We start from the raw sequence: 18814 nt of genomic DNA, 5'->3' as shown, positions 1-18814 counted from the left end.
CCCTTTTCTTTAGTTAATTTTATATACTGAAGGAACTCGACTCTTGAAAACTGGTACCTTTTCTCTAATTTCTAGAACCATATTTAAGTCTAACTCCTTAGTAATCGTTTCTTCATTCTCTTCGCTTCCACAACTAATGATTTCCCCTAAAGGATCAATGATCATGGAATTACCACAATATTGTACTCCGCTATATTGACCAATGCAATTGGCGGAAACGACATATACTTGATTTTCTATTGCTCTAGCAATCTGTAAATGCTTCCAATGATATTTTCTCGCTTCTGGCCACTCAGCCACAATAAAGAGAATCTCAGCTCCATCTACAGCTAGCTGCCTGGAAAGTTCAGGAAATCTTAAATCATAACAAATAATAAGACCCGCCTTTACTCCCTCCAACTCAAAAATATGATTATGATTACCAGCTTTTAGATACAAGTGCTCATCTAGCATAGGCACTAGATGCACTTTATCGTACCGATAAAGGATCTCTCCTTTTCGATTAATAGCAACTGCGCTATTATAAACTTCACCATCTTTAATATTTGCAAACGAGCCACCAATAATATTAACCTCATATTGTTTCGCCAGATTTTGTAAAAAACTTGTCGTTGGTTCCCCATCACGATCAGCAATGTCTTTCAACTCTGGTAACGTATAATTTGTTGTCCACATCTCAGGTAGAACAAGGACATCTGGTTTTTCTTCCTTACAGACCTTGTCTACCCATCCCTTTACCTTAGAGCGATTTTCCACAGGGTTTCCTGCGATAACTTCCATTTGATAAGATGATATTTTCATATTCTCACCTCAAATCTAAATTTTTAACTGTGTACGTACATGTAATTGAGTTATTATCTGGATCTACTAGCTTTACCTCGTACCCGTCCCCATATTTAAATCCATCTAAAAGCGGTACTGTTCCCGCAAACACGACTGAATTTTTCAAGTCTAAATTTTTATTCTTTAGATAATCGAGAATTTTCTCTAAAGGTAAAATGGCTGTCACATATTGTTCTTGGTAAGGCTCCCATTTCCCATTGATTAAAACTTTTGAGACTAATTTCATTTCATTCCAGCGATCAACTACTGATGATAGTCGCCAAGCCTCTTGAGCTAACGGCTTGTCACATACTTGTTTTGACTTATTAATATCAACCGTCTCTAGGCCACGGTCTGTATGATCACTACCAACGGATATATAAACTTCGTCCTCATTTCCACCGAAAATCAACACAATTTCAGCCTCACCTGATGTCTGAGTTCCGAGTATCTCCATGCTTCCGCTTTGATTTAGGCTTGATACTCTAACAGGATAGAGCATTGGAACTTCAGGTGGTTTCGGAATACCTAACTCAGCCAGCTCATCAATATGCTCCTGAACTTTTTCCACATCTGAACCTGAATATCCAATACAATAAACTGAATTTACGTCAATCTTCTTTTCTTCGTTATTAATTTTAAAACTATACTCATTCTTTAAAATGGTTTGCTTCATCTTAATTCCCCTCTCTTTTTACAACTGATTCTAATATCGCCATTAAAATATCCTTCGTCTGATAAATGTGCTCCTCCATTGCCTTTACTGCCTCTTCTGTAGACCGCCTTTTTAGTGCAAGGAGCAATTTTTCGTGTTCTTCCAATGTTTCAACTGTTCTTGATTCCCTCGTTATCGCTCTAATGCCAAGGCGAAGCATTTGGTCACTCAAATTATCAAGAAACTGAATAAGCCTTGAATTATTCGTCAACTGAGCTAAATACATATGAAATTTTCTATCTTCATGAATAAACTCATCACTATTGTTTTCTGTTAATGCTATTTTCATATTGTCAAAAATGTTTTGTAAATCATCTAACTGTTCATCTGTGATATTCGGTGTAATATGCTTAATTACAAAAATCTCATTCGCTAGTCGACATTGAAACACTTCAATCACGTCTTGCTCCTCAATCTCTTTAACGATAACTCCTTTCCACGGTATCGTTTCTAACCACCCTTCAAACTCTAGCCTTTTTAAAGCTTCTCTTACTGGTGTCCTACTAACCCCTAATTGTTCAGCAATCGATCGTTCTTGGATAAAGTCCCCTGTTGAAATTTTCCCCAATAAAATACTGCTTTTTAATTCCCTATACACTTGATCTGTGTATGAGACAAACTTGTTAATTTTTTTCAATAAGGTACACCCCTTTCCACTATGTAGTATGTAGTATGTAGTATGTGGTATACCAGTTAAAGGTCAATAGATATCCTCTTGTTAACATAAGCATACACAGATGTTTTTTTACTTTCATTACTTTTGTTAAATTTTATTACATAATTTTTGAAAGAGCAAGAATTTTTTCACTTATTAAGTCTAAATTCAAATTTCAACAGGGAGATTAACAATTAAAATTGATAACTCGACTAAATTACTTTACAGTGTATCTTTATGACTTATATATCTATAGTTCTACACATTAGTATTTCCATAATAAGCATTTTTATTTAAAACCATGATAACAACTTGCATTTTAAATCCCTTTAAAAACTTCTACAGAATCACGATGGCTGCATTCACCTTGATAGTTATCGTAAATTGTGTTGCTTTTTAGCCTACTTCACGCAAATTTTGAAAAGCCAAGTATCCGCTTGGCTACGGCCCAAGAAGCAAAATAACAACAACCTTTCAGAAAAGAGCCTAAAAAAGAACATTTTCTCTCCACTAACAAACTATGCTGCCGATATAAAAGAAAAAGCCTCTCACAAGTTCAGTGAACTTATGAGAAGCCTCCGTTAAAAACCTCAACGTTAGCAAAATGTTAGCATAATCCATTTAATCATTTTTAACGATTAAGAAGCTGACACGAGTACTCTATAATTATAAAAATAATTTAAGTGAAACCAATGTATCAAAAATGTTTATTTATTTATTTGAGTAAATTTCATAAATCTCAGCCCTTATGTCACAAGGGTTTCAAGGCATAAAAAAGGAAGTACCTCCCCAAATCCAGTATAATGGTAGTCGACCAAAACATCCCAAAAAGACTGGAGGAATACTTCCTATGGCCATTATACGACAAATGAGCTTATTTAGCATGCAAGAATTATATGAGATGGAACCTACCCAACGTTATGACGCGATTATTTCCGCTATTGATCTGTCTTCCATTGTCCACGAGGTGACGAAAAAGTCCCACCTCGGGGCACCAGAAGCACTGAATTATCCAGCGATGGTTATCTCTATTTTGGTCCGTCTTGTCGAAGGAATTCCAACGATGAAACACCTAATCAAGCGTTTGAACGAAGACCTAGCCTTTAAGAGAAATTGTGGTTTTCTTGTGTCCGATGCAGTTCCATCTGAAGCATCCTATTCTCGACTTTTAACGAAGCTAGAGAACTCCAACATTTTAGTTGAAGCTCAGGAAAAAGTGATTCTCCAAGCGTTCGCTGAAGGGTTTATTACCGATGACACGACAGCGATTGGTGCCACCCATTTTGAAGCGCGTGATCAGGCTCCACCAAAGGAAGAAAAACCAAAAGAGGAACCTCAAAAACGCGGTCGTAAATCAAAGAAAGAACGTGAACAATGGCTTATCGAACAGGCAGAAAAAGAAGCGAATCTCCCGTTATTCGAAAAGAAAATCGAAGCACAATTAGAAGTACCTTTAGCCCAATTACGTCAGGAGATCCCGCAAGACCCTAAATGGGGTGTAAAAAAGAACAGCGAAGGAAAGAACGTCTTCTGGTATGGCTACATGGGACATTTAGCCGTTGGAACGTCGAGCCAATACATTCTCCAATCGCTTTTTTCATCTGGAAACTTAAACGATGGCAAAGCCGCGATTCCTTTATTAAAAGGAATCCATGAACGACTATCTTTGAATTCTCTTCGTTATCAAACGATGGATGCTGGTTATGATTTTGAACCAATTTATGAACAGGTCTATCGTATGGGGCAACAGTCCGTCATTGCCTACAATAAGCGTAATGAGAGAGAAATGGTTGGCTTTGACGAGCATTTCGCGCCGACCTGTGTTCGAGAACACTCTTATCGGTACGATAGCTTTGACCCCAAGTACGAAACGTTAAAATATACACGACCAAAAGAGTGTCGCGACTGTCCTTTAGCCAATGATGGCCTCTGTCAAAAAGTGTTTAAAGTCAAAATCACGACCGATCTTCGCAAGTATACAGCACCCTCGAGAGGTTCAAATGCTTGGAAAGCCATCTTTAAACATCGCACCGCAGTTGAACGAGTAAATGCTTATTTAAAAGAGTTTTTTCAACTAAACAATGTTCGACATCGCTCAGGGAAACGAGCCAAAGTTCACTTTGATCTCGTCACCTTAGTTTACAATGCTTCTAAACTCGCTGTTGATCGTATTCGTGCTAGCCACAAGCAACAACAAGCTGCTTAAATTTTTAAAAAGTGAATATAAAAATTCTGCCCGTCTCTGAATTTTTAAAGTAAGCAATTATGAAATTGATTCTATAGACTTAAAATTGTTATATTACTAATATAGCTTTTTTTAGGCGTGTTACTGGTTATGTAGGCAAGACCTAAATTTAGCAGCGTATTTCGCGCTGCTAAATTTAGGTCTTTTTTATTTCTATCATTTTTTAAAAGGAGTTTGTTGGCAATGATAAGACCAGAAGAAATTCTAAGAAGTGGACCAAATCAGTATATTTGTAGAGAAGGAATTCTTAAAGACCTTTCTAATTTTATAGAAGGTTTTCTTTCTCCAGTAGTAGTTACTGGATATAAATCGTACGAAGCTTTTCAAAACTATACGAGTTTACCTTCTCATGTGGAGTCTATCAACACGATGGATACAGTTCTGATGATTCGATAAGAAAGATTTCTCAATTTGCTAGTCAGGCCGATGTTATTATTGGGATTGGAGGAGGAGTAATTCTTGACACTGCCAAATCGGTAGCAGACAGATTAGGCAGTGAAATCATTTTGATTCCAACTGTTGCAGGAACTTGTGCTGCGGCTACTCCCTTAAGTGTTATTTATGACGACAAAGGGTCCTATGTTCGAGTAGATTACCACACCAGTAGACATTAGTTTTAAATGCTTAAACCCTTTACTCCATGACCACTCTTTAGCTTTATCATCTTTACAATAAACGAGCAAAAAGCCACTCGCTTTAACAGAAAGCAAGTGGCTTTTTATTGGTAAATCTGAGATTGTGGCATCCTAGAGTATATAGCTCCTTCCTTCAAGAATTTTCCTATGTCCCTCTTCCACAACCTGCTACGACTGCTTCTACTTTACAGGATTTTTTAAACATCATCTTCTCTTCAATTGTCACCTATAACTTAAAGCTCAATACAGCATTTTGTAGCTCTTCAGCCATCGAAGATAAAGTTTGAGTAGCTATGACAATTTCTTGCATAGAAGCATTTTGTTCTTCTGATGTAGCTGCTACAGATTGTGTATAACCTGCTGCACTTTCAACGATTTGCTTTGTTTCATTAAAGCTTTCAGCTAAACCTTCTGTATCAGTAGAGATATCTATGACTAATAAAGTGACCTCTTCAATTTGTTTAGTTGCTTTATTAATAGCCTTAAAAATTTCTGCAAATGTCCCTCCGGCTCTCTCCGCGAGTACTAGCCCTTCTTTTACTGCGGTACGACCTTCTCCCATAGATAAAGCTGAATTATAAATATCACCTTGAATTCCATTGACTAATTCACTTATCTGACGAGCAGCATTACTTGACTGTTCTGCCAACATTCGTACTTCATTTGCAACAACGGCAAAACCTTTCCCATGATCTCCTGCTCTTGCTGCTTCAATCGCTGCATTTAATGCAAGTAAATTTGTTTGATCAGAAACATTTGTAATTAGGGAAACGATCTGATCTATTTCGTTTGACTTCTTTTCCAGTTGTTCAACTGAATTAGATGTTGCATTTGTTTTTTCATAGATGGTTTTCATTTGATCAATTGTTAATTCAATCATTTCATTTCCAGATTCTGATGTTTTCGCTGTTTCAAAAGAAGACTTTAAAACAGCTTGAACATTTCTCTTAATTTTATCCATTCTTTCTGAAATGTTCGATGCAATTTCAGAATTGGAGTTAATATTTGAAAGTTGCTTTTCCGAAGAAATTGCAATTTGTTGAATTGATTCCGTAATTTGCTCTCCAGCTTTTCCAGTTTCATGTGAACAAGCTGTTAGCTGCTCTGATGATGAAGCTACTTGCTCTGAAGCATTTAAAATTTTATTTACTAATAAACGGAGATTATCACTCATTAAATTCATTGAAGAGCCTAATTGTCCTATCTCATCTTTACTATTCTCGGATATTTTACTTACATTTAAGTTTCCTCGACTTATAGTTTCTGCCATTGTAACAACTTGATTTAGTCGTTTAGTAATTGAATGACTAAAGAAGACGATTAGTAACGTACCCATAATAACTGCTGTCAGTATAGATACGATAAGAATTAACTTCGTATACGATATGGCAGCTCTAACTTGATTACTAGCTTCGCTGAGATGCTCAGAGAGTGTTCTAGTTAAATCTTCACTCCCTAGCATGATGCGGTTTCTATAACCATTAATACGAGAAAGCTGTCCAATTCTTTCAATGGTTTCTTCTTGCGTTTTTGGACGCTTTGCTAGAATTAAATTGTCACTTTCACCTTCAAACATCAAATAGTAATCACGAACCCCTTGGTACAATTCTTTTTGACGTTCAGTTTCCATTTCTGGTTCAATCTGTTCTAAAATAACGGCTAATCTATCTTTATTGTCTTGAAACCTAGCATTATCAATTCGTCCATTACGTTCGTAATCTAGAATTTCTATGTACATGGAATTAACCCGTGATTGAACTTCGTTAACTAATACTGTCGTATTGTTTCTTGACTGAAATGTATCAACGTCTTGACTAACTGAATTGATATGATAAAAAACTAAAGAAGACCCTATAAAGAATAGTAGTAAGACTATTAAAAAAATAACAAACAGTTTATACTTTAATTTTTGATTACCCCCAATTATCATAATACCCTCCCATACAGTTCTATAGTCCTAATGTTTTTTCTGTTCTATATTATAACAGATAAAGTTTATTGTTACAGAATATTCTAACAAAATACTGCAAAAAAATGCATTTCGTAACATTTTACAATGGCCGATATGTTTTAAGTTTGGTTGCATTTTCTTATTAACGAATGGCTCATTCTCTTAATTATCTGTTCCACCACTTGTAATCGTTTGGTGTGTTTTATCTGGGATAGCTTTAGTGTTTTATACTTTATATGCCATTCATTTTCTCCGCTAGCGCAATAAGAAGAAGTAAGCTATAATTTATTCTCCTAATAAATTATGTTATAATCGTTATAATGATTATAATAGAGGTGTAATTACATGGAACAATTTGAAAGAAAAGTAACAAAGATTGGAAATAGCTTTGGAATAACTCTTCCTATTGAACTACTGAAACAAGTGGGTTTAGCACAAGGGGATGACGTACAAGTTGAAGTCAAAGATGGGAAAATCGTTTTACGAAAAAAAGAACAGATAACACTTCCTGAAGGTGTTGATGCTGAATTCATGGATATCCTTAATGATGTCATTAAAGAACATGATAAAGCCTTTAAAGGGTTAGTGAACAGATAATGGATGATATCATTTATTTAACAACAACCCAAGTAATTGCAATTAATACAATCCAAATTCGCTTGTATTCACCAAAGGAACCTTTAGGTGTGAAAGACCCAGGTTTGCTTGATTCAGCCATTAATCGACCTAAACAATCTGTGTATGGAAGAGATGCTTATCCTTCTGTCTATGAAAAAGCAGCTGCACTTTTTGAATCATTAGCAAAGAACCATGCTTTTCACAATGCAAATAAACGTACAGCACTTGCTTCTTTAATTATTTTCTTGAAAATAAACCATTATAGGTGGACAATGGGAATAGAAGAAGAACAAGACTTTACAGTTGATGTTGTAAATCATAAATACACATTTGATGAAATTGTTTCAACAATACAAAGTCATACTGAAAGAATGTAAATCCATTCTCATTTTTAACTTGAGAATGGATTTTTCATATTAAAGAAAAACTACCCGTTAGTGGAATAACATAAAACAATTACTTTTTTAGATTTGCCTTCATGAATGAGGAAATCTGTTGCTCATCTGTATTTGAAAATTGATCTAGTTGATTAATAACTAGCTCTTGTCGCTGTAATGAATGGTTTTGACTTAACTTAGCTTTTCCTTCTATCTTATTAATTTTTATTTTGAACCCTTGAACTCCTTTGTTCATACCAGCGAGAAACTCAGCCTCTACATCTTGTAATCTATATGAACTGTCAGGAGTTTCATATTTCCATACCATTTCTTGTAAGGAACCCATTAACTCATTTTCGTCCTCTAAAAGCTCGACTTCACCATAAACATGAACTGTCACGTAATTCCATGTCGGTACTGCTTGATTCGTCTCATACCAAGATGGAGAGATATAACAGTGAGGACCATGGAAAACAGCTAGAACGGTTTGTTTTTTGATATCTTTCCAATGGGGATTTGGACGAGCAAAGTGTCCATATAAGTATGTATTCTCCTTGTTCAAAATTAACGGTAAATGAGTTGCAAATGGCATTCCATTGTGCTCAGAAAAAAGAGTTGCAAAACTATGTTCTTTCATAATGTCGTAAATCATTGCTTCATCTGTGATTTTAAAATGTGAAGGAATATACATAATAATCCACCTCTCAAAAAAAGTTATCTAAGTGTTTTAGTCATGATAAAGTCCATTTGTTCTTCGTCACCCATATAAAAAGAGTGAGCTCCAGATTGGACAAACCCCATTTTCTTATAAAAAGCAATTGCATTTTCATTTTTTTCCCATACGCCTAGCCAGATTTTCTTTTTATTACGTTCCATTGCAATTTCCATTGCTTTATTTAGCAGATATTTACCAAGCCCATGTTTTTGAAATTTATTCTTTATATAAATCCTCTCGATTTCAAGTGCTTCCTCACCCATTTCTTCAGACTGAGCATCATTGGTATTGACCTTTAAATATCCAGCGACTTCATTATTAACATAAACAAAAAAGAATTCCGATGAGATTTTAGACAATTCCTTTTCCAACTGTTTTAAGTTAAATGCTCTTTCTAAATAGGCTTTCATAATTTTAGGTGAATTCTGTTCTTTAAATGTATCGTTGAATGTTTCGATACTTATTTCTTGGAGCATTTGTAAATCTTCAATGTTGCACTTTTTTATCTTTACAGTCATGTTAATATCTCGCTCCTTTATATCATCAATAATTTCTCTTGTTACCCTTTTTTACAAACTCCCAGTCTTTTTCTATATTTTTCCTTACTCTTTGAAGAAGGTTGAAAAGGCTTTCTGCTTCTCTTTCGGAAAATCCCGCTAATGCTACACTATTCGAATGATCATTTTCTCTTTTGATAAAAGGATAAACAGTTTTCCCTTTCTCTGTTGGAAAGAGTTTTTTAATTTTTTTGTTATGTTTATCTTCTTTCTTTTCAATAAATCCATTAATTTCAAGTTTCTTTATAGCACGAGCCGCTGTTGTTCGATCTACTTTTATCATCTCAGCTAACTTTTCTTGAATGATTTCCGGGTTTTCACATATTCGCACAAGGTACAAATACTGCCCTTTTGTAAGGTCATATTCTTTAAATTCTATATTACTTATAGAATCTAATGCCCTTGCTATCGTTCCGATTTCACGAAGAATTTCCTTCATAATTAACTCCTCAGTTCATATTTTTGTTGCAAATGCAATAAAAATGCCATATATTAAATTTAACCTAACTTTGTTGCATTTGCAACAAAAAAACAATAATAAAGAGGTCGAGTAAAGTGAAATATGTTTTTTATGTATTAGGAATTTTAATATTAACCCTTGGTATTTCTTTAACTACTTTTTCCCTTAATCATTCTAGTGATCATGATGATCATGGTCATGGTAATCTTTCTGATCTTGATAAATATTCGTGTCACTGTTAATAGGAGGCGAAGTTGTTGATAATAAACCCGCTATAATTATAACGATTAAAGCAAATATGAGCTCAATTCTTAATGCCATAACTAATTTGTTCATTGTTTTTTTCTCTTCATGATCACTTTTTACTAACTGTAATTTAGGTAACCAAATAAAACGATGAAAACCTGCAATGATTAAGGTCAGCATAAAAAAGATTAATTTCCATATCAGAATACCTCCGTATACATGATTTCTGAAACTTTCCCAAGTATTGATATAGACAATACTTATTAATAAACCAGTAATTGAAATAAGAATAACCATGATTAAAGCGATTAAAGAAAACTTTTTTAATTTTTCATGGAATAGCTGCAACCTCTCAATTGATTGATCAGTTTTAAAAGAATAAATAATAAAACCCAATAACCCTCCAACCCATATTGCAACTGATAATAGGTGTATAAAATGTGTAAACACCATATCAAATTGAAAGGCATGACTAGTAAGTGGAAATGAGAGTAATAATGTCAAAATAAAAACACTCGGAACGAACGTAGCCATTGATCGTAGAGATAAAATGAAAACTCCGATAAGAATCGGGCGTAACCATGAAACAACCCCTATTATTGTAGAAGTTGATAACAAAACCATCATACTCCAAACGTCAGTAAAAGACTGTGTGTCTAGTGTTCATTGAACAGCACGAATAAATAAGTTTCCTATTCCTGAAATGATAAAGACTACTAGAGCACTTCTATAAATGATCTGTTCAAATCTTTTGGTTATCTGTCCTTTCCAATGTGGGATAGACTTCTCATTTATCATTATACGAGTAAAGAAAAATAATCCTGTTATCGCTAAAGCTGCTAATAAATCTAACGTTCGAAACAAGGTGTTCCAATTGAATGCGGACCTCTCTCCAACCTGTTCTCCTGCTTGTAGTTCCTTCATCGCTTCATCGATTGAAATCGTTTCAGCTGGTCGAAGCTCCGGTAAATCAACCCCAATCGAAAAACGAAAGGAACCGTCCGTGATGTGTGTATCCAATGAAAAAGCTTGCCAATATACTCGATAGATACCATCTTCTAAATGGGGAATATCTAAAATTAACCAAGTGCGATCTTCACCATATTGAGTAGTCTCTATGACCTCTCCATCCTCAGTCTTTAACGTTAATAGACTTACATTGGTATCAATAGGTTCTGTAAATTTGACACGAATTTCACTTGGAGACTTATCAAGACGAGATTCCTGTACAGGAGAGGAACGATCTAAGTAGGCGTGTGCTTCAACTAAACTAGGAATACTAAAAAAAATGAATAGAGCACATAGGAGTACCGGAAACCATTTATTCATATCATTTCACCACCATATATGAAAAGCGCAAGTGCCTTGCTCAGCCTCGACAAGCACTGGAGGGCCGACAATAAGTGTCCCGTTTTTTGGACACATTTGACGGACCGAAGTGACCTCGAGCGGCTAGGTGGCTTACGCTAGACATCTGCGAATTTTATACTTTTTTTATAAAAAAGGGACGCTCATTCGTATTCTGCGCCCCTCTTCTTTTGAATTTATTTTTTTCTAGATTTAAAGATTAAAGAAGCAATTAATGCTAATGCTAAGAAAATTGAAACATATAAGAAAGGACTTGTTTGACTATTTCCTTGTTGAACTTGGTCAGAAGAAATTAATGTATCAAGTTCTGCTGTTGATGAGCCAGTCCCATTTTGAACAACAAATGACATTGTTGCTTCGTAATAGGTTGCTTCGTATTCCCCTTCTACGCTTTCTTCAGTAGAAGGCTTTACTCTTAATAAGTAATAATCAGCAGGACCGGTTGTAAAAGTAATAACCCCATTTTCATCTGTTGTGAATCGTTCTGCATCAGAAGTACTTCGCCGAACTAATGAAACTTCAGTGTCTGCTAATGGTTCCCCTTGAATAAAAACTTGAACAGATACTTCTTGGTCTGGAGTAATGCCTGCTGGATTAAACAGCGGAACGATTTCTGCACGGTCAGGACTTACTTGCTTGTCAAACCCTGTGAAATCTTGAACATAACTAACAATCGGAACCTCACTTACCGCTACAAAAGATTTGGCACTTCTTAAGGTACGTTTATCTCTAAAAATAGCATCTCCTTCAACAGAAATAACATAAGCACCAGGTGTAGAAGATGAAAACGAAGAAACATAATAGTTATTGACACCTATTCTTTCTTCATTTGCCCCTTCGGCTGTTTCCCCTGTGTAAAAAAGTGTGTCCGTGATGTCAATTTTATCACCAGTTGGAGCTGTTACGAATACGCTTGAATTATCTGGATTCCATGTACCCTCAATTCTATAACTAGCGTGTTCATTAGTATGATTTCCAAATAGAAGTTCAATGTAAGCGGTCTCTCCAACTTCAATAATCGGTGAATTGGTTTGAGCCCATCCATCATGAGCAAGAGTCGATGGGCTAAAGCTAAAAAATAATAAAGTGATTAGAGCCAAAAATAAATATTTTCTCATCGTATAATCCTCCTAGCCGTTATTTAATTCCCTTTAAGTATATAAGTAAGCAATGTTTTTAAATATGACTCAAGGGGGCTAGTAGGTGAGGAAAGTTGTGATTTCTTTGTGACAATACTATTTTTTATCAATCCATCCATGCTCATAAGCGTAGCTTGTTAATTGAACTCGGTTTTGTAGATGTAGCTTTTCGAGGATGTTTTTTAAATGATTTTTAACGGTATATTCTGAGATTTGGAACTCTGTCGCTATTTCTTTATTTTTATAACCTTTAGCAACCAATTCAAGTACTTCTTGTTCTCGTTTTGACAGTGGATTCTTTTCAGTCTGTTTTTCTTTTTGAGAAGTAAATTCTTGCAGTATTCTAAAAGCCAAGTCCTCAGACATAGGTACTGCATCGTCGGCAATGGCTTGTAAATAGTCATACCAGGAAGACGGATCAATATTTTTAAGGAGATATCCTTGAGCACCTTTCTTTAACGCTTCAAAAAGATTTGTTACTTCGTCTGAAACAGTAATGATGATAATTTTCACATAAGGATGTTTTGTTTTTATTATTTTCGTTGCTTCTAACCCATCCATTTTGGGCATATTAATATCCATCAAAATTACGTCAGGCATCAATTGCTCTGTCATCTCAATGGCAGCAATTCCATTAGTAGCTTCCCCGACAATTTGAAAGTTTTCATATGTGGCCAAAATCTCCCTTATTGCTTCTCTAGCATGTTCATGGTCGTCAACAATTAAAATTCGGAATGGTTGAGTCATATTTTTTTCTCCTTACGAATTTCGACTTTTGTTTTCCCTTTATCACAACTGATTGATAATATCCAATCCATCTTATTAACACGATCTTTCATAATGTCTAAACCGAAACTACCTTCCTTATTGTTTATAGATGTAAATCCAATACCATCATCTTCAATTTTACATATCCACCCATGCTCTATTTCTTTTGCTGTAACCCATACGGCTTGAGCTTGTGAATGCTTTTGAACATTCATTAACGCCTCTTTTAAACATGCAAATAGTTCAATTTTTTCTTTTGGTGTTAAACGTTTCTCATTTATTTGCCAATCAAATGTAATCGATATCCTCGTATCTTGTTTAAAATTCGAGATTAATTGACTTAATGAGTCATTCCAATCAAAAGTCTGTTCAACTTCAGAATGTTTGAGGTTAAAGATGGCTTGTCTCACATCGTCATGAACATGTTGGACTGTTTTCTTCACTTTCTGATATATCTCATTTTCTTTTAAATGCTTTTCGCTTTTTTCTAGCTGGTTCATTCTTACAGAGAGTAGAAAGAATGATTGGGCAATACCATCATGCAATTCCCGAGAGAGCCTTTCCCTTTCTTCAAGAATAGCTTTTTGTGATTTTGTTTTTCTAAATCTTCCTTAATATGTTCTAACATTGTAAAAAGCTTTACAAGAAATATCATCGTTACAACAAAAACGATAACTGGTGCGAGTAAGTTGCCTAATTCCATTGATATATATGGTAATAAAAATTCGTGACGAACGTATTCCCATAGACCAATGGTGATCGTAGGTAAGAGCAGAATAAGCATTTTTATCTGTCTATAAGTCATATCTTTAGCGCTCCTTATCAATTATAGTATTATCAAAACATAATGTAGATAAAATCGGAATAGCTATAAGGGGCTATGGGGTATGATCTGCTTTCAAAAAAAATTACAAATTAATTACCTTCTTGTTCTATTCAGTATTTGTATATTAGATGAATACCTTCTACTCGATTTAAGATCTTCAGCTCACAAGTATGTTCAATAAAAGAGTAAATACAGCAAGCTATCAGTCTAGATTCTGTATGTAAAAGAGTAAGTTATAAGTTAACTTTACTTAGTGCTTGAAGACATTGTACTTTGTAAACTCATATTCTTCCCCCTTTAACAAAAATGTCACAGCATTTTGATATGGTGTGACACTACTTCTTCGTTTTATTTCTATCTTAATCACATTTAGGGACTCTTTAACTCTTATGGATCTAAAACCATGTTCACCCTTGCCGGAATTGAACGAAAACGTGGATGCTCAGCAAGAATAGAATCTCTCATCCTTACAATTGCAGGATGTTTTGAGGAAAAAAACTGATCTTTTGAATCGTAAATCTCAATTAATTCTCCTTTTTCAAGCACACCAATAGTATCAGAGATAGAAAAGGCAGCTTTAATATCATGTGTAATAAAAAGATAAGATAAGCCGAAGTCATCTTTTAATTCTCTTAATAAGTCTAAAATTAAGCTTTGTGTAACCATATCTAGACTACTAACCAATTCGTCTAGGACGATTAACTTCGGTTTAAGAGAGATTGCCCTTGCAATATTAATTCTTTGCAATTGTCCACCGCTAAATTGATGCGGATATTTTTTTAAATCCTTTTCACTTAATCCTACTCGTTCCAATAGCGAAATAACCGTTCTTCTTTGTTCACTTAAGGTTAGTTTTTCATAGTTTTCTAATGGTTCGCTTATAATACGTTCAGCTGTCATACGGGGATTATCCAATGAATATGAATCCTGAAAAACAACTTGTAGATCGCGGCGTATTTTTCGTTGGGTATTTTTATCCGAATGATAAATATCATATCCTTGAAACAAAACCTAGCCATGCTGTGGACGTTGTATACCTAGAATCGATAACGTTAACGATAAATGAATAGTCATTGTTTATAGCTGTACATAACTTTTTCAATATTTAAATTGAATTCTTCCCCACGCGGGTACAGCATAATTTTTTTACAGTACTAAAAAATATAACCATCACACAAGTCAAACTTTTTATGCGATGGTTATGCATTGCTATGTTCTTGTTCTCTATAATAAAATTTAGAAAATATTGTTGCCATAAAAGATAATCATATTTTCCCACTTATTTTTTAGAATGCATAAATTCTTTTTCAACAGGAAGTTGTAAGTTAGTTACCATGTTATTAACGGCACTAAACAGAGCTTTTACTGAGGAGGTCATAATATCAGTGTCAATTCCGCACCCCCAATAGACAGTACCATTCTTTGCGGTAATTCCTACATAGGATACAGCGTTTGATCCTGAGCCTATTTCTAGCGCATGCTGCTTATAGATCAAATCTGTATAGTCGATACCCAGTTTGGTTTGAAGAGCGTTGCTGATGGCATCAAGTCTTCCATTTCCCACACCAGAAAATTCATGTTCTTCATTTTTCACCCTGATCGATACAATCGTTTCGTAATGACCATTTTGAGTGTATTTGTAATGGACAAATTCGACAGGGGTGTTAATATTCACATATTCGTTGATGAAAATGTCATAGATTTCATTCGGCTTAAGTTCCTTGTGATTGTGATCTGAAACATTTTTTACACTATATCCAAAACTCTCACGCATTTCGGAAGGTAGATCAATTCCGTATGTTTGCTGAAGGATATAACCGATTCCTCCCTTACCAGATTGACTGTTAATTCGGATGATATCTCCTTCATATTCTCTTCCAATATCCATAGGATCAATTAATAGATAGGGTACAGTCCAATACTGACGTTCTTTTTCCTCGCGCCATTTCATACCTTTAGCAATGGCATCTTGATGGGAACCTGAAAATGCAGTAAAGACAAGTTCACCACCATATGGATGTCTTTCGTGAACCTTCATTCTTGTTAATTTTTCATATTTGGAAATAATGGTAGGGATATTTTCAAAATTCAGCATTGGATCTACCCCGTGTGCAAACATGTTTAATGCAAGCGTTACGATATCCACGTTCCCTGTTCTTTCTCCGTTTCCAAACAATGTTCCTTCGACTCTTTGCGCTCCAGCAAGCATTCCTAGCTCGGCATCTGCTACCCCAGTTCCTCTGTCATTGTGTGGATGAAGTGATAGGATTACCTTATCTCGGTAGCTCAGATTGTCACTCATGTACTCAATTTGACTTGCGTAAACGTGAGGCATGGACATGGATACAGTAGCTGGCAGGTTAATAATTACCTTGTTATCAGCTGTCGGCTGCCAAATATCAAGTACCCTGTTGCAAATTTCAAGCGCAAACTCTATTTCTGTACCTGTGAAGCTTTCTGGAGAATATTGAAATTGAAAATTCCCTTCGGTTTCAGCAGCATATTTCTTAAGCAGTTTTGCTCCAGTTACAGCAATATCAATAATTTCTTCTTTAGATTTTTTAAATACTTGCTCACGCTGTGCCACAGATGTCGAATTGTATAAGTGCACCACTGCTTTATTCGCACCCTGTAACGCTTCAAATGTTTTTTTGATAATATGTTCTCTTGACTGTGTTAATACTTGTATTGTCACATCATCTGGAATCAAATTTTCTTCAATTAATGTACGTAAAAAGGCAAATTCGGTTTCCGAAGCAGCTGGAAAACCGACTTCGATTTCCTTGAAACCTACTTGTAAAAGCAACTGAAAATATTCTAACTTTTCCTCAAGACTCATCGGGACGACCAAAGCCTGATTTCCATCGCGAAGATCTACACTACACCAGTTAGGAGCTTCTGTAATATACTCCTTTTCTGTCCATTTCAAGCGTTGCACTGGGGGCATAAAGTAACCTCTAGAATATTTATCGACATTTTTCATCCTGACTCCCACCTTTTCTTTTATAATTCTTAGTTTATTGAAAAATAAAAAAAGCCCCGTCTCTATAAAAATATAGAGACGAGGCATTGCTCGCGGTACCACTCTAATTGATTAATCATAATAATATTAACCCACTCATTTTCGGTAGCAATCACCACCTATCTTCATAACGGTAGAAAACCGACATCCCCTACTAATTATGTTCAGGGAGTAGCTCTTGGATGAGTTCAAAAGTTATAACTACCGATTCTCACCAACCATCGGCTCTCTGACAAGTTTATAAATCCTTTTACTATTTCCAATCTTCGCTTATTATTATTAAATTAAGTACAATGATATATCGATTACCCCCAAGTTGTCAATACTAAATTTACTGAAAATAAAGATTACTATTAATTATGACCAACTATTGAGTGCGGTATATATGGTTCTTCCAAAGTAGACTACTTCTTCCGGCATTAAGGAAACTGAAAGAGCAGCTACTGCATCTTCAAGATGAGAGATTTTTGTAGCACCGACAATAGGAGCTGTTACTGGTTCTTTCTGCAGCAACCAGGTTCATACTCTTACTTCTAGAAGATTTAAGAATAAAGAGAGAATAGAAGATCTATTCTCTCAGATTGTTGAGAAGAAAGTATATAATATACTTTCTTCTCATACATCTATTTTTTCCATCATTTAATTGAACACTGTTATTACTATATTCCATTAATTGCTTACTGCTTCTATAAGATGATCACCAGTATTTATTTTCTTTGGCCTCGCTGCGGACGTTGTATGCCAAGAATCACTTTACCTAAGGTGCTTTTACCGGCTCCACTTGTCCCAAGTAACCCTAGACATGTTCCTTCCTCAATTGAAAAGGAAATATCAGCAAGTGCATTATTTGACTGATTTCTCCATGTAAAGAGCTTTTTAAGTAAGGATAGCTGTAGCAATTAGAACCCCTAAAATAGCTCGTTTAGGGCAAATAACTTTTGTGATCCCAGAAGCTACAGATCTCGCCATGCCTGTAAACTCCATTAGATAGAAAACGAACTTTATTACAAGCAAAGAGATATTCTAAAAAGGTAAGTATGAAAGCGGTTCAAGAAGTACAAGCTTCCCTTCCCGGATTATAAGGCTGATGAAGCATGGGTAATGTCAAATAATGATTTCACCAAAGCAGCCAAAGAACTCGCGGCTTCAACAGGGTTAAATTAATCGGCCGTCAAGCACTCATTGATATGATACTGGAAATTAACCCTAACCCTAACGGTGAAAAAGTAAGTGCAAAACGAACGTTACAAGAAACCGAAACAAACAGGGTTGCTGCTCTAGACCGCAAAGTAGAGTTCTCATCCTCTATTCAATAGATTACACTCAAAATAGTGATTATTCTAATGTTAGGGGAAGGATATTTATGAACGAAATATAGTGCTTGAGACGGCGATACGTGTTTTTGTTGTCTTTTCATTTTTTTACGGTAGATCGATTAAAAATTACTTAAACGTTTACTTATGTTTTTTGAAAAAACCCTAATATTTTTAATGTTTATCATGAATACTTTAGCAAAACCTCCTAAAAATACCTGCTAATTATATTTAAATTTCAAAAAATAATAAATATATTGACAAAAAAGCGCTATCATTATACTATTGTGTTACGTAAACGTTTACTATAAACTTATTAATCAATTAGGAGGAATTTAATATGAAAAACAAAGTAAAATGGAGCGGTGTATTTCCAGCAGTT

Annotated in this window: 19 protein-coding genes, 5 pseudogenes and 1 other annotated feature; of the genes and pseudogenes, 7 read left to right on the top strand and 17 right to left on the bottom strand. The window is 35.1% G+C overall.

Going from position 1 to position 18814, the window contains the following annotated elements; genetic code table 11:
* Nucleotides 1-9 precede the first annotated feature (9 nt).
* Genes J0N78_RS24150 through J0N78_RS24140 form a run of 3 tightly spaced genes read right to left on the bottom strand, consistent with a single transcriptional unit; the run spans nucleotide 10 to nucleotide 2174 of the window.
* On the bottom strand, nucleotides 10-801 hold the full coding sequence (locus tag J0N78_RS24150) for a carbon-nitrogen family hydrolase (protein ID WP_209125645.1): 792 nt from the start codon (nucleotides 799-801) through the stop codon (nucleotides 10-12).
* A 4-nt stretch (nucleotides 802-805) separates the two neighbouring features.
* A complete protein-coding gene (locus J0N78_RS24145) occupies nucleotides 806-1498 on the bottom strand; it encodes a DUF2848 family protein (protein WP_209125644.1) in 693 nt (230 codons plus the stop codon).
* 1 nt (nucleotide 1499) lies between these two features.
* Nucleotides 1500-2174 carry a GntR family transcriptional regulator gene (locus J0N78_RS24140; RefSeq protein WP_209125643.1) on the bottom strand — a complete coding sequence of 225 codons (675 nt, stop codon included), beginning with the start codon at nucleotides 2172-2174 and terminating at the stop codon, nucleotides 1500-1502.
* A gap of 868 nt (nucleotides 2175-3042) precedes the next feature.
* Here J0N78_RS24140 and J0N78_RS24135 point away from each other — a divergent pair.
* From J0N78_RS24135 to J0N78_RS26450, 3 genes are all read left to right on the top strand, one after another.
* Nucleotides 3043-4398, top strand: a complete 1356-nt coding sequence (locus J0N78_RS24135) for an IS1182 family transposase (protein WP_209125642.1) — start codon at nucleotides 3043-3045, stop codon at nucleotides 4396-4398.
* A gap of 222 nt (nucleotides 4399-4620) precedes the next feature.
* Nucleotides 4621-4833, top strand: coding sequence for a hypothetical protein (locus tag J0N78_RS26025; RefSeq protein WP_247747524.1), 213 nt, complete (start codon nucleotides 4621-4623; stop codon nucleotides 4831-4833).
* Nucleotides 4746-5051, top strand: coding sequence for an iron-containing alcohol dehydrogenase (locus tag J0N78_RS26450; RefSeq protein ID WP_307795001.1), 306 nt, complete (start codon nucleotides 4746-4748; stop codon nucleotides 5049-5051). The genes J0N78_RS26025 and J0N78_RS26450 overlap by 88 nt, the downstream gene beginning before the upstream one ends.
* A 247-nt stretch (nucleotides 5052-5298) precedes the next feature.
* Here the strand turns inward: J0N78_RS26450 and J0N78_RS24125 are convergent, their stop codons facing one another.
* Entirely contained in the window at nucleotides 5299-7002 is a 1704-nt protein-coding gene (locus J0N78_RS24125; RefSeq protein ID WP_209125641.1) for a methyl-accepting chemotaxis protein, read from the bottom strand.
* A gap of 366 nt (nucleotides 7003-7368) precedes the next feature.
* On the opposite strand from J0N78_RS24125, the gene J0N78_RS24120 reads away from it, so the two are divergent.
* Together J0N78_RS24120 and J0N78_RS24115 are read left to right on the top strand one after the other, a co-directional pair.
* Nucleotides 7369-7620 carry an AbrB/MazE/SpoVT family DNA-binding domain-containing protein gene (locus tag J0N78_RS24120; protein WP_209125640.1) on the top strand — a complete coding sequence of 84 codons (252 nt, stop codon included), beginning with the start codon at nucleotides 7369-7371 and terminating at the stop codon, nucleotides 7618-7620.
* Nucleotides 7620-8018 (top strand): type II toxin-antitoxin system death-on-curing family toxin, encoded by a 399-nt coding sequence (locus J0N78_RS24115; RefSeq protein WP_209125639.1) that lies wholly within the window; start codon nucleotides 7620-7622, stop codon nucleotides 8016-8018. The genes J0N78_RS24120 and J0N78_RS24115 overlap by 1 nt, the downstream gene beginning before the upstream one ends.
* A 79-nt stretch (nucleotides 8019-8097) precedes the next feature.
* Here J0N78_RS24115 and J0N78_RS24110 read toward each other — a convergent pair whose 3' ends face one another.
* Genes J0N78_RS24110 through J0N78_RS24100 form a run of 3 tightly spaced genes read right to left on the bottom strand, consistent with a single transcriptional unit; the run spans nucleotide 8098 to nucleotide 9729 of the window.
* On the bottom strand, nucleotides 8098-8709 hold the full coding sequence (locus J0N78_RS24110; protein WP_209125638.1) for an FMN-binding negative transcriptional regulator: 612 nt from the start codon (nucleotides 8707-8709) through the stop codon (nucleotides 8098-8100).
* Between the two features lie 23 nt (nucleotides 8710-8732).
* Nucleotides 8733-9251, bottom strand: a complete 519-nt coding sequence (gene paiA, locus J0N78_RS24105) for a spermidine/spermine N(1)-acetyltransferase (protein WP_209125637.1) — start codon at nucleotides 9249-9251, stop codon at nucleotides 8733-8735.
* A 25-nt stretch (nucleotides 9252-9276) separates the two neighbouring features.
* Complete coding sequence (locus J0N78_RS24100) at nucleotides 9277-9729, bottom strand: MarR family winged helix-turn-helix transcriptional regulator (RefSeq protein WP_209125636.1); 453 nt, start codon at nucleotides 9727-9729, stop codon at nucleotides 9277-9279.
* 98 nt (nucleotides 9730-9827) lie between these two features.
* Between J0N78_RS24100 and J0N78_RS26625 the strand changes: the two are divergent.
* Nucleotides 9828-9905: pseudogene (locus J0N78_RS26625) on the top strand (YitT family protein); the annotation flags it as partial.
* Between the two features lie 19 nt (nucleotides 9906-9924).
* On the opposite strand, the gene J0N78_RS24095 reads toward J0N78_RS26625, so the two are convergent.
* The 10 genes and pseudogenes from J0N78_RS24095 to J0N78_RS24055 form a co-directional block, all read right to left on the bottom strand.
* Entirely contained in the window at nucleotides 9925-10614 is a 690-nt protein-coding gene (locus J0N78_RS24095; RefSeq protein ID WP_209125635.1) for a copper resistance D family protein, read from the bottom strand.
* Nucleotides 10615-10659: 45 nt separating this feature from the next.
* Nucleotides 10660-11325 (bottom strand): copper resistance CopC family protein, encoded by a 666-nt coding sequence (locus tag J0N78_RS24090; RefSeq protein WP_209125634.1) that lies wholly within the window; start codon nucleotides 11323-11325, stop codon nucleotides 10660-10662.
* A 215-nt stretch (nucleotides 11326-11540) separates the two neighbouring features.
* A complete protein-coding gene (locus J0N78_RS24085) occupies nucleotides 11541-12482 on the bottom strand; it encodes a DUF4198 domain-containing protein (protein WP_209125633.1) in 942 nt (313 codons plus the stop codon).
* A gap of 117 nt (nucleotides 12483-12599) precedes the next feature.
* Nucleotides 12600-13250: a response regulator gene (locus tag J0N78_RS24080; RefSeq protein WP_209125632.1), complete on the bottom strand. Its 651-nt coding sequence runs from the start codon at nucleotides 13248-13250 to the stop codon at nucleotides 12600-12602.
* Nucleotides 13247-13816 carry a sensor histidine kinase gene (locus tag J0N78_RS24075; protein ID WP_247747523.1) on the bottom strand — a complete coding sequence of 190 codons (570 nt, stop codon included), beginning with the start codon at nucleotides 13814-13816 and terminating at the stop codon, nucleotides 13247-13249. Before J0N78_RS24075 ends, J0N78_RS24080 begins: the two co-directional genes overlap by 4 nt.
* Nucleotides 13774-14076 carry a hypothetical protein gene (locus J0N78_RS26010; RefSeq protein WP_247747522.1) on the bottom strand — a complete coding sequence of 101 codons (303 nt, stop codon included), beginning with the start codon at nucleotides 14074-14076 and terminating at the stop codon, nucleotides 13774-13776. Before J0N78_RS26010 ends, J0N78_RS24075 begins: the two co-directional genes overlap by 43 nt.
* Before the next feature lie 408 nt (nucleotides 14077-14484).
* Nucleotides 14485-15141, bottom strand: a pseudogene (locus J0N78_RS24070) (ATP-binding cassette domain-containing protein); the annotation flags it as partial.
* Nucleotides 15142-15376: 235 nt separating this feature from the next.
* Nucleotides 15377-17080 carry a 2-isopropylmalate synthase gene (locus J0N78_RS24065; protein ID WP_209125631.1) on the bottom strand — a complete coding sequence of 568 codons (1704 nt, stop codon included), beginning with the start codon at nucleotides 17078-17080 and terminating at the stop codon, nucleotides 15377-15379.
* A gap of 71 nt (nucleotides 17081-17151) precedes the next feature.
* Nucleotides 17152-17395 (bottom strand) — a binding site (T-box leader).
* Nucleotides 17396-17472: 77 nt separating this feature from the next.
* Nucleotides 17473-17635: pseudogene (locus J0N78_RS24060) on the bottom strand (aldo/keto reductase); the annotation flags it as partial.
* 200 nt (nucleotides 17636-17835) lie between these two features.
* Nucleotides 17836-18018 (bottom strand): annotated as a pseudogene (locus tag J0N78_RS24055) (ATP-binding cassette domain-containing protein); the annotation flags it as partial.
* Between the two features lie 123 nt (nucleotides 18019-18141).
* On the opposite strand from J0N78_RS24055, the pseudogene J0N78_RS26620 reads away from it, so the two are divergent.
* Nucleotides 18142-18201: pseudogene (locus tag J0N78_RS26620) on the top strand (hypothetical protein); the annotation flags it as partial.
* Nucleotides 18202-18814 lie beyond the last annotated feature (613 nt).

Origin of the sequence: Alkalihalobacillus sp. BA299 (assembly GCF_017745675.1) — a bacterium.
Taxonomy (GTDB): domain Bacteria; phylum Bacillota; class Bacilli; order Bacillales; family Bacillaceae_F; genus Alkalihalobacterium.
This window is presented reverse-complemented; position numbering and strand designations above follow the sequence as displayed.

Coding starts and splice junctions, on each gene's coding strand:
- J0N78_RS24150 (WP_209125645.1), bottom strand. CDS start 801: ATGAAAATATCATCTTATCAAATGGAAGTTATCGCAGGAAACCCTGTG.
- J0N78_RS24145 (WP_209125644.1), bottom strand. CDS start 1,498: ATGAAGCAAACCATTTTAAAGAATGAGTATAGTTTTAAAATTAATAAC.
- J0N78_RS24135 (WP_209125642.1), top strand. CDS start 3,043: ATGGCCATTATACGACAAATGAGCTTATTTAGCATGCAAGAATTATAT.
- J0N78_RS26025 (WP_247747524.1), top strand. CDS start 4,621: ATGATAAGACCAGAAGAAATTCTAAGAAGTGGACCAAATCAGTATATT.
- J0N78_RS24125 (WP_209125641.1), bottom strand. CDS start 7,002: ATGATAATTGGGGGTAATCAAAAATTAAAGTATAAACTGTTTGTTATT.
- J0N78_RS24120 (WP_209125640.1), top strand. CDS start 7,369: ATGGAACAATTTGAAAGAAAAGTAACAAAGATTGGAAATAGCTTTGGA.
- J0N78_RS24115 (WP_209125639.1), top strand. CDS start 7,620: ATGGATGATATCATTTATTTAACAACAACCCAAGTAATTGCAATTAAT.
- J0N78_RS24110 (WP_209125638.1), bottom strand. CDS start 8,709: ATGTATATTCCTTCACATTTTAAAATCACAGATGAAGCAATGATTTAC.
- paiA (WP_209125637.1), bottom strand. CDS start 9,251: ATGACTGTAAAGATAAAAAAGTGCAACATTGAAGATTTACAAATGCTC.
- J0N78_RS24100 (WP_209125636.1), bottom strand. CDS start 9,729: ATGAAGGAAATTCTTCGTGAAATCGGAACGATAGCAAGGGCATTAGAT.
- J0N78_RS24090 (WP_209125634.1), bottom strand. CDS start 11,325: ATGAATAAATGGTTTCCGGTACTCCTATGTGCTCTATTCATTTTTTTT.
- J0N78_RS24085 (WP_209125633.1), bottom strand. CDS start 12,482: ATGAGAAAATATTTATTTTTGGCTCTAATCACTTTATTATTTTTTAGC.
- J0N78_RS24080 (WP_209125632.1), bottom strand. CDS start 13,250: ATGACTCAACCATTCCGAATTTTAATTGTTGACGACCATGAACATGCT.
- J0N78_RS26010 (WP_247747522.1), bottom strand. CDS start 14,076: ATGACTTATAGACAGATAAAAATGCTTATTCTGCTCTTACCTACGATC.
- J0N78_RS24065 (WP_209125631.1), bottom strand. CDS start 17,080: ATGAAAAATGTCGATAAATATTCTAGAGGTTACTTTATGCCCCCAGTG.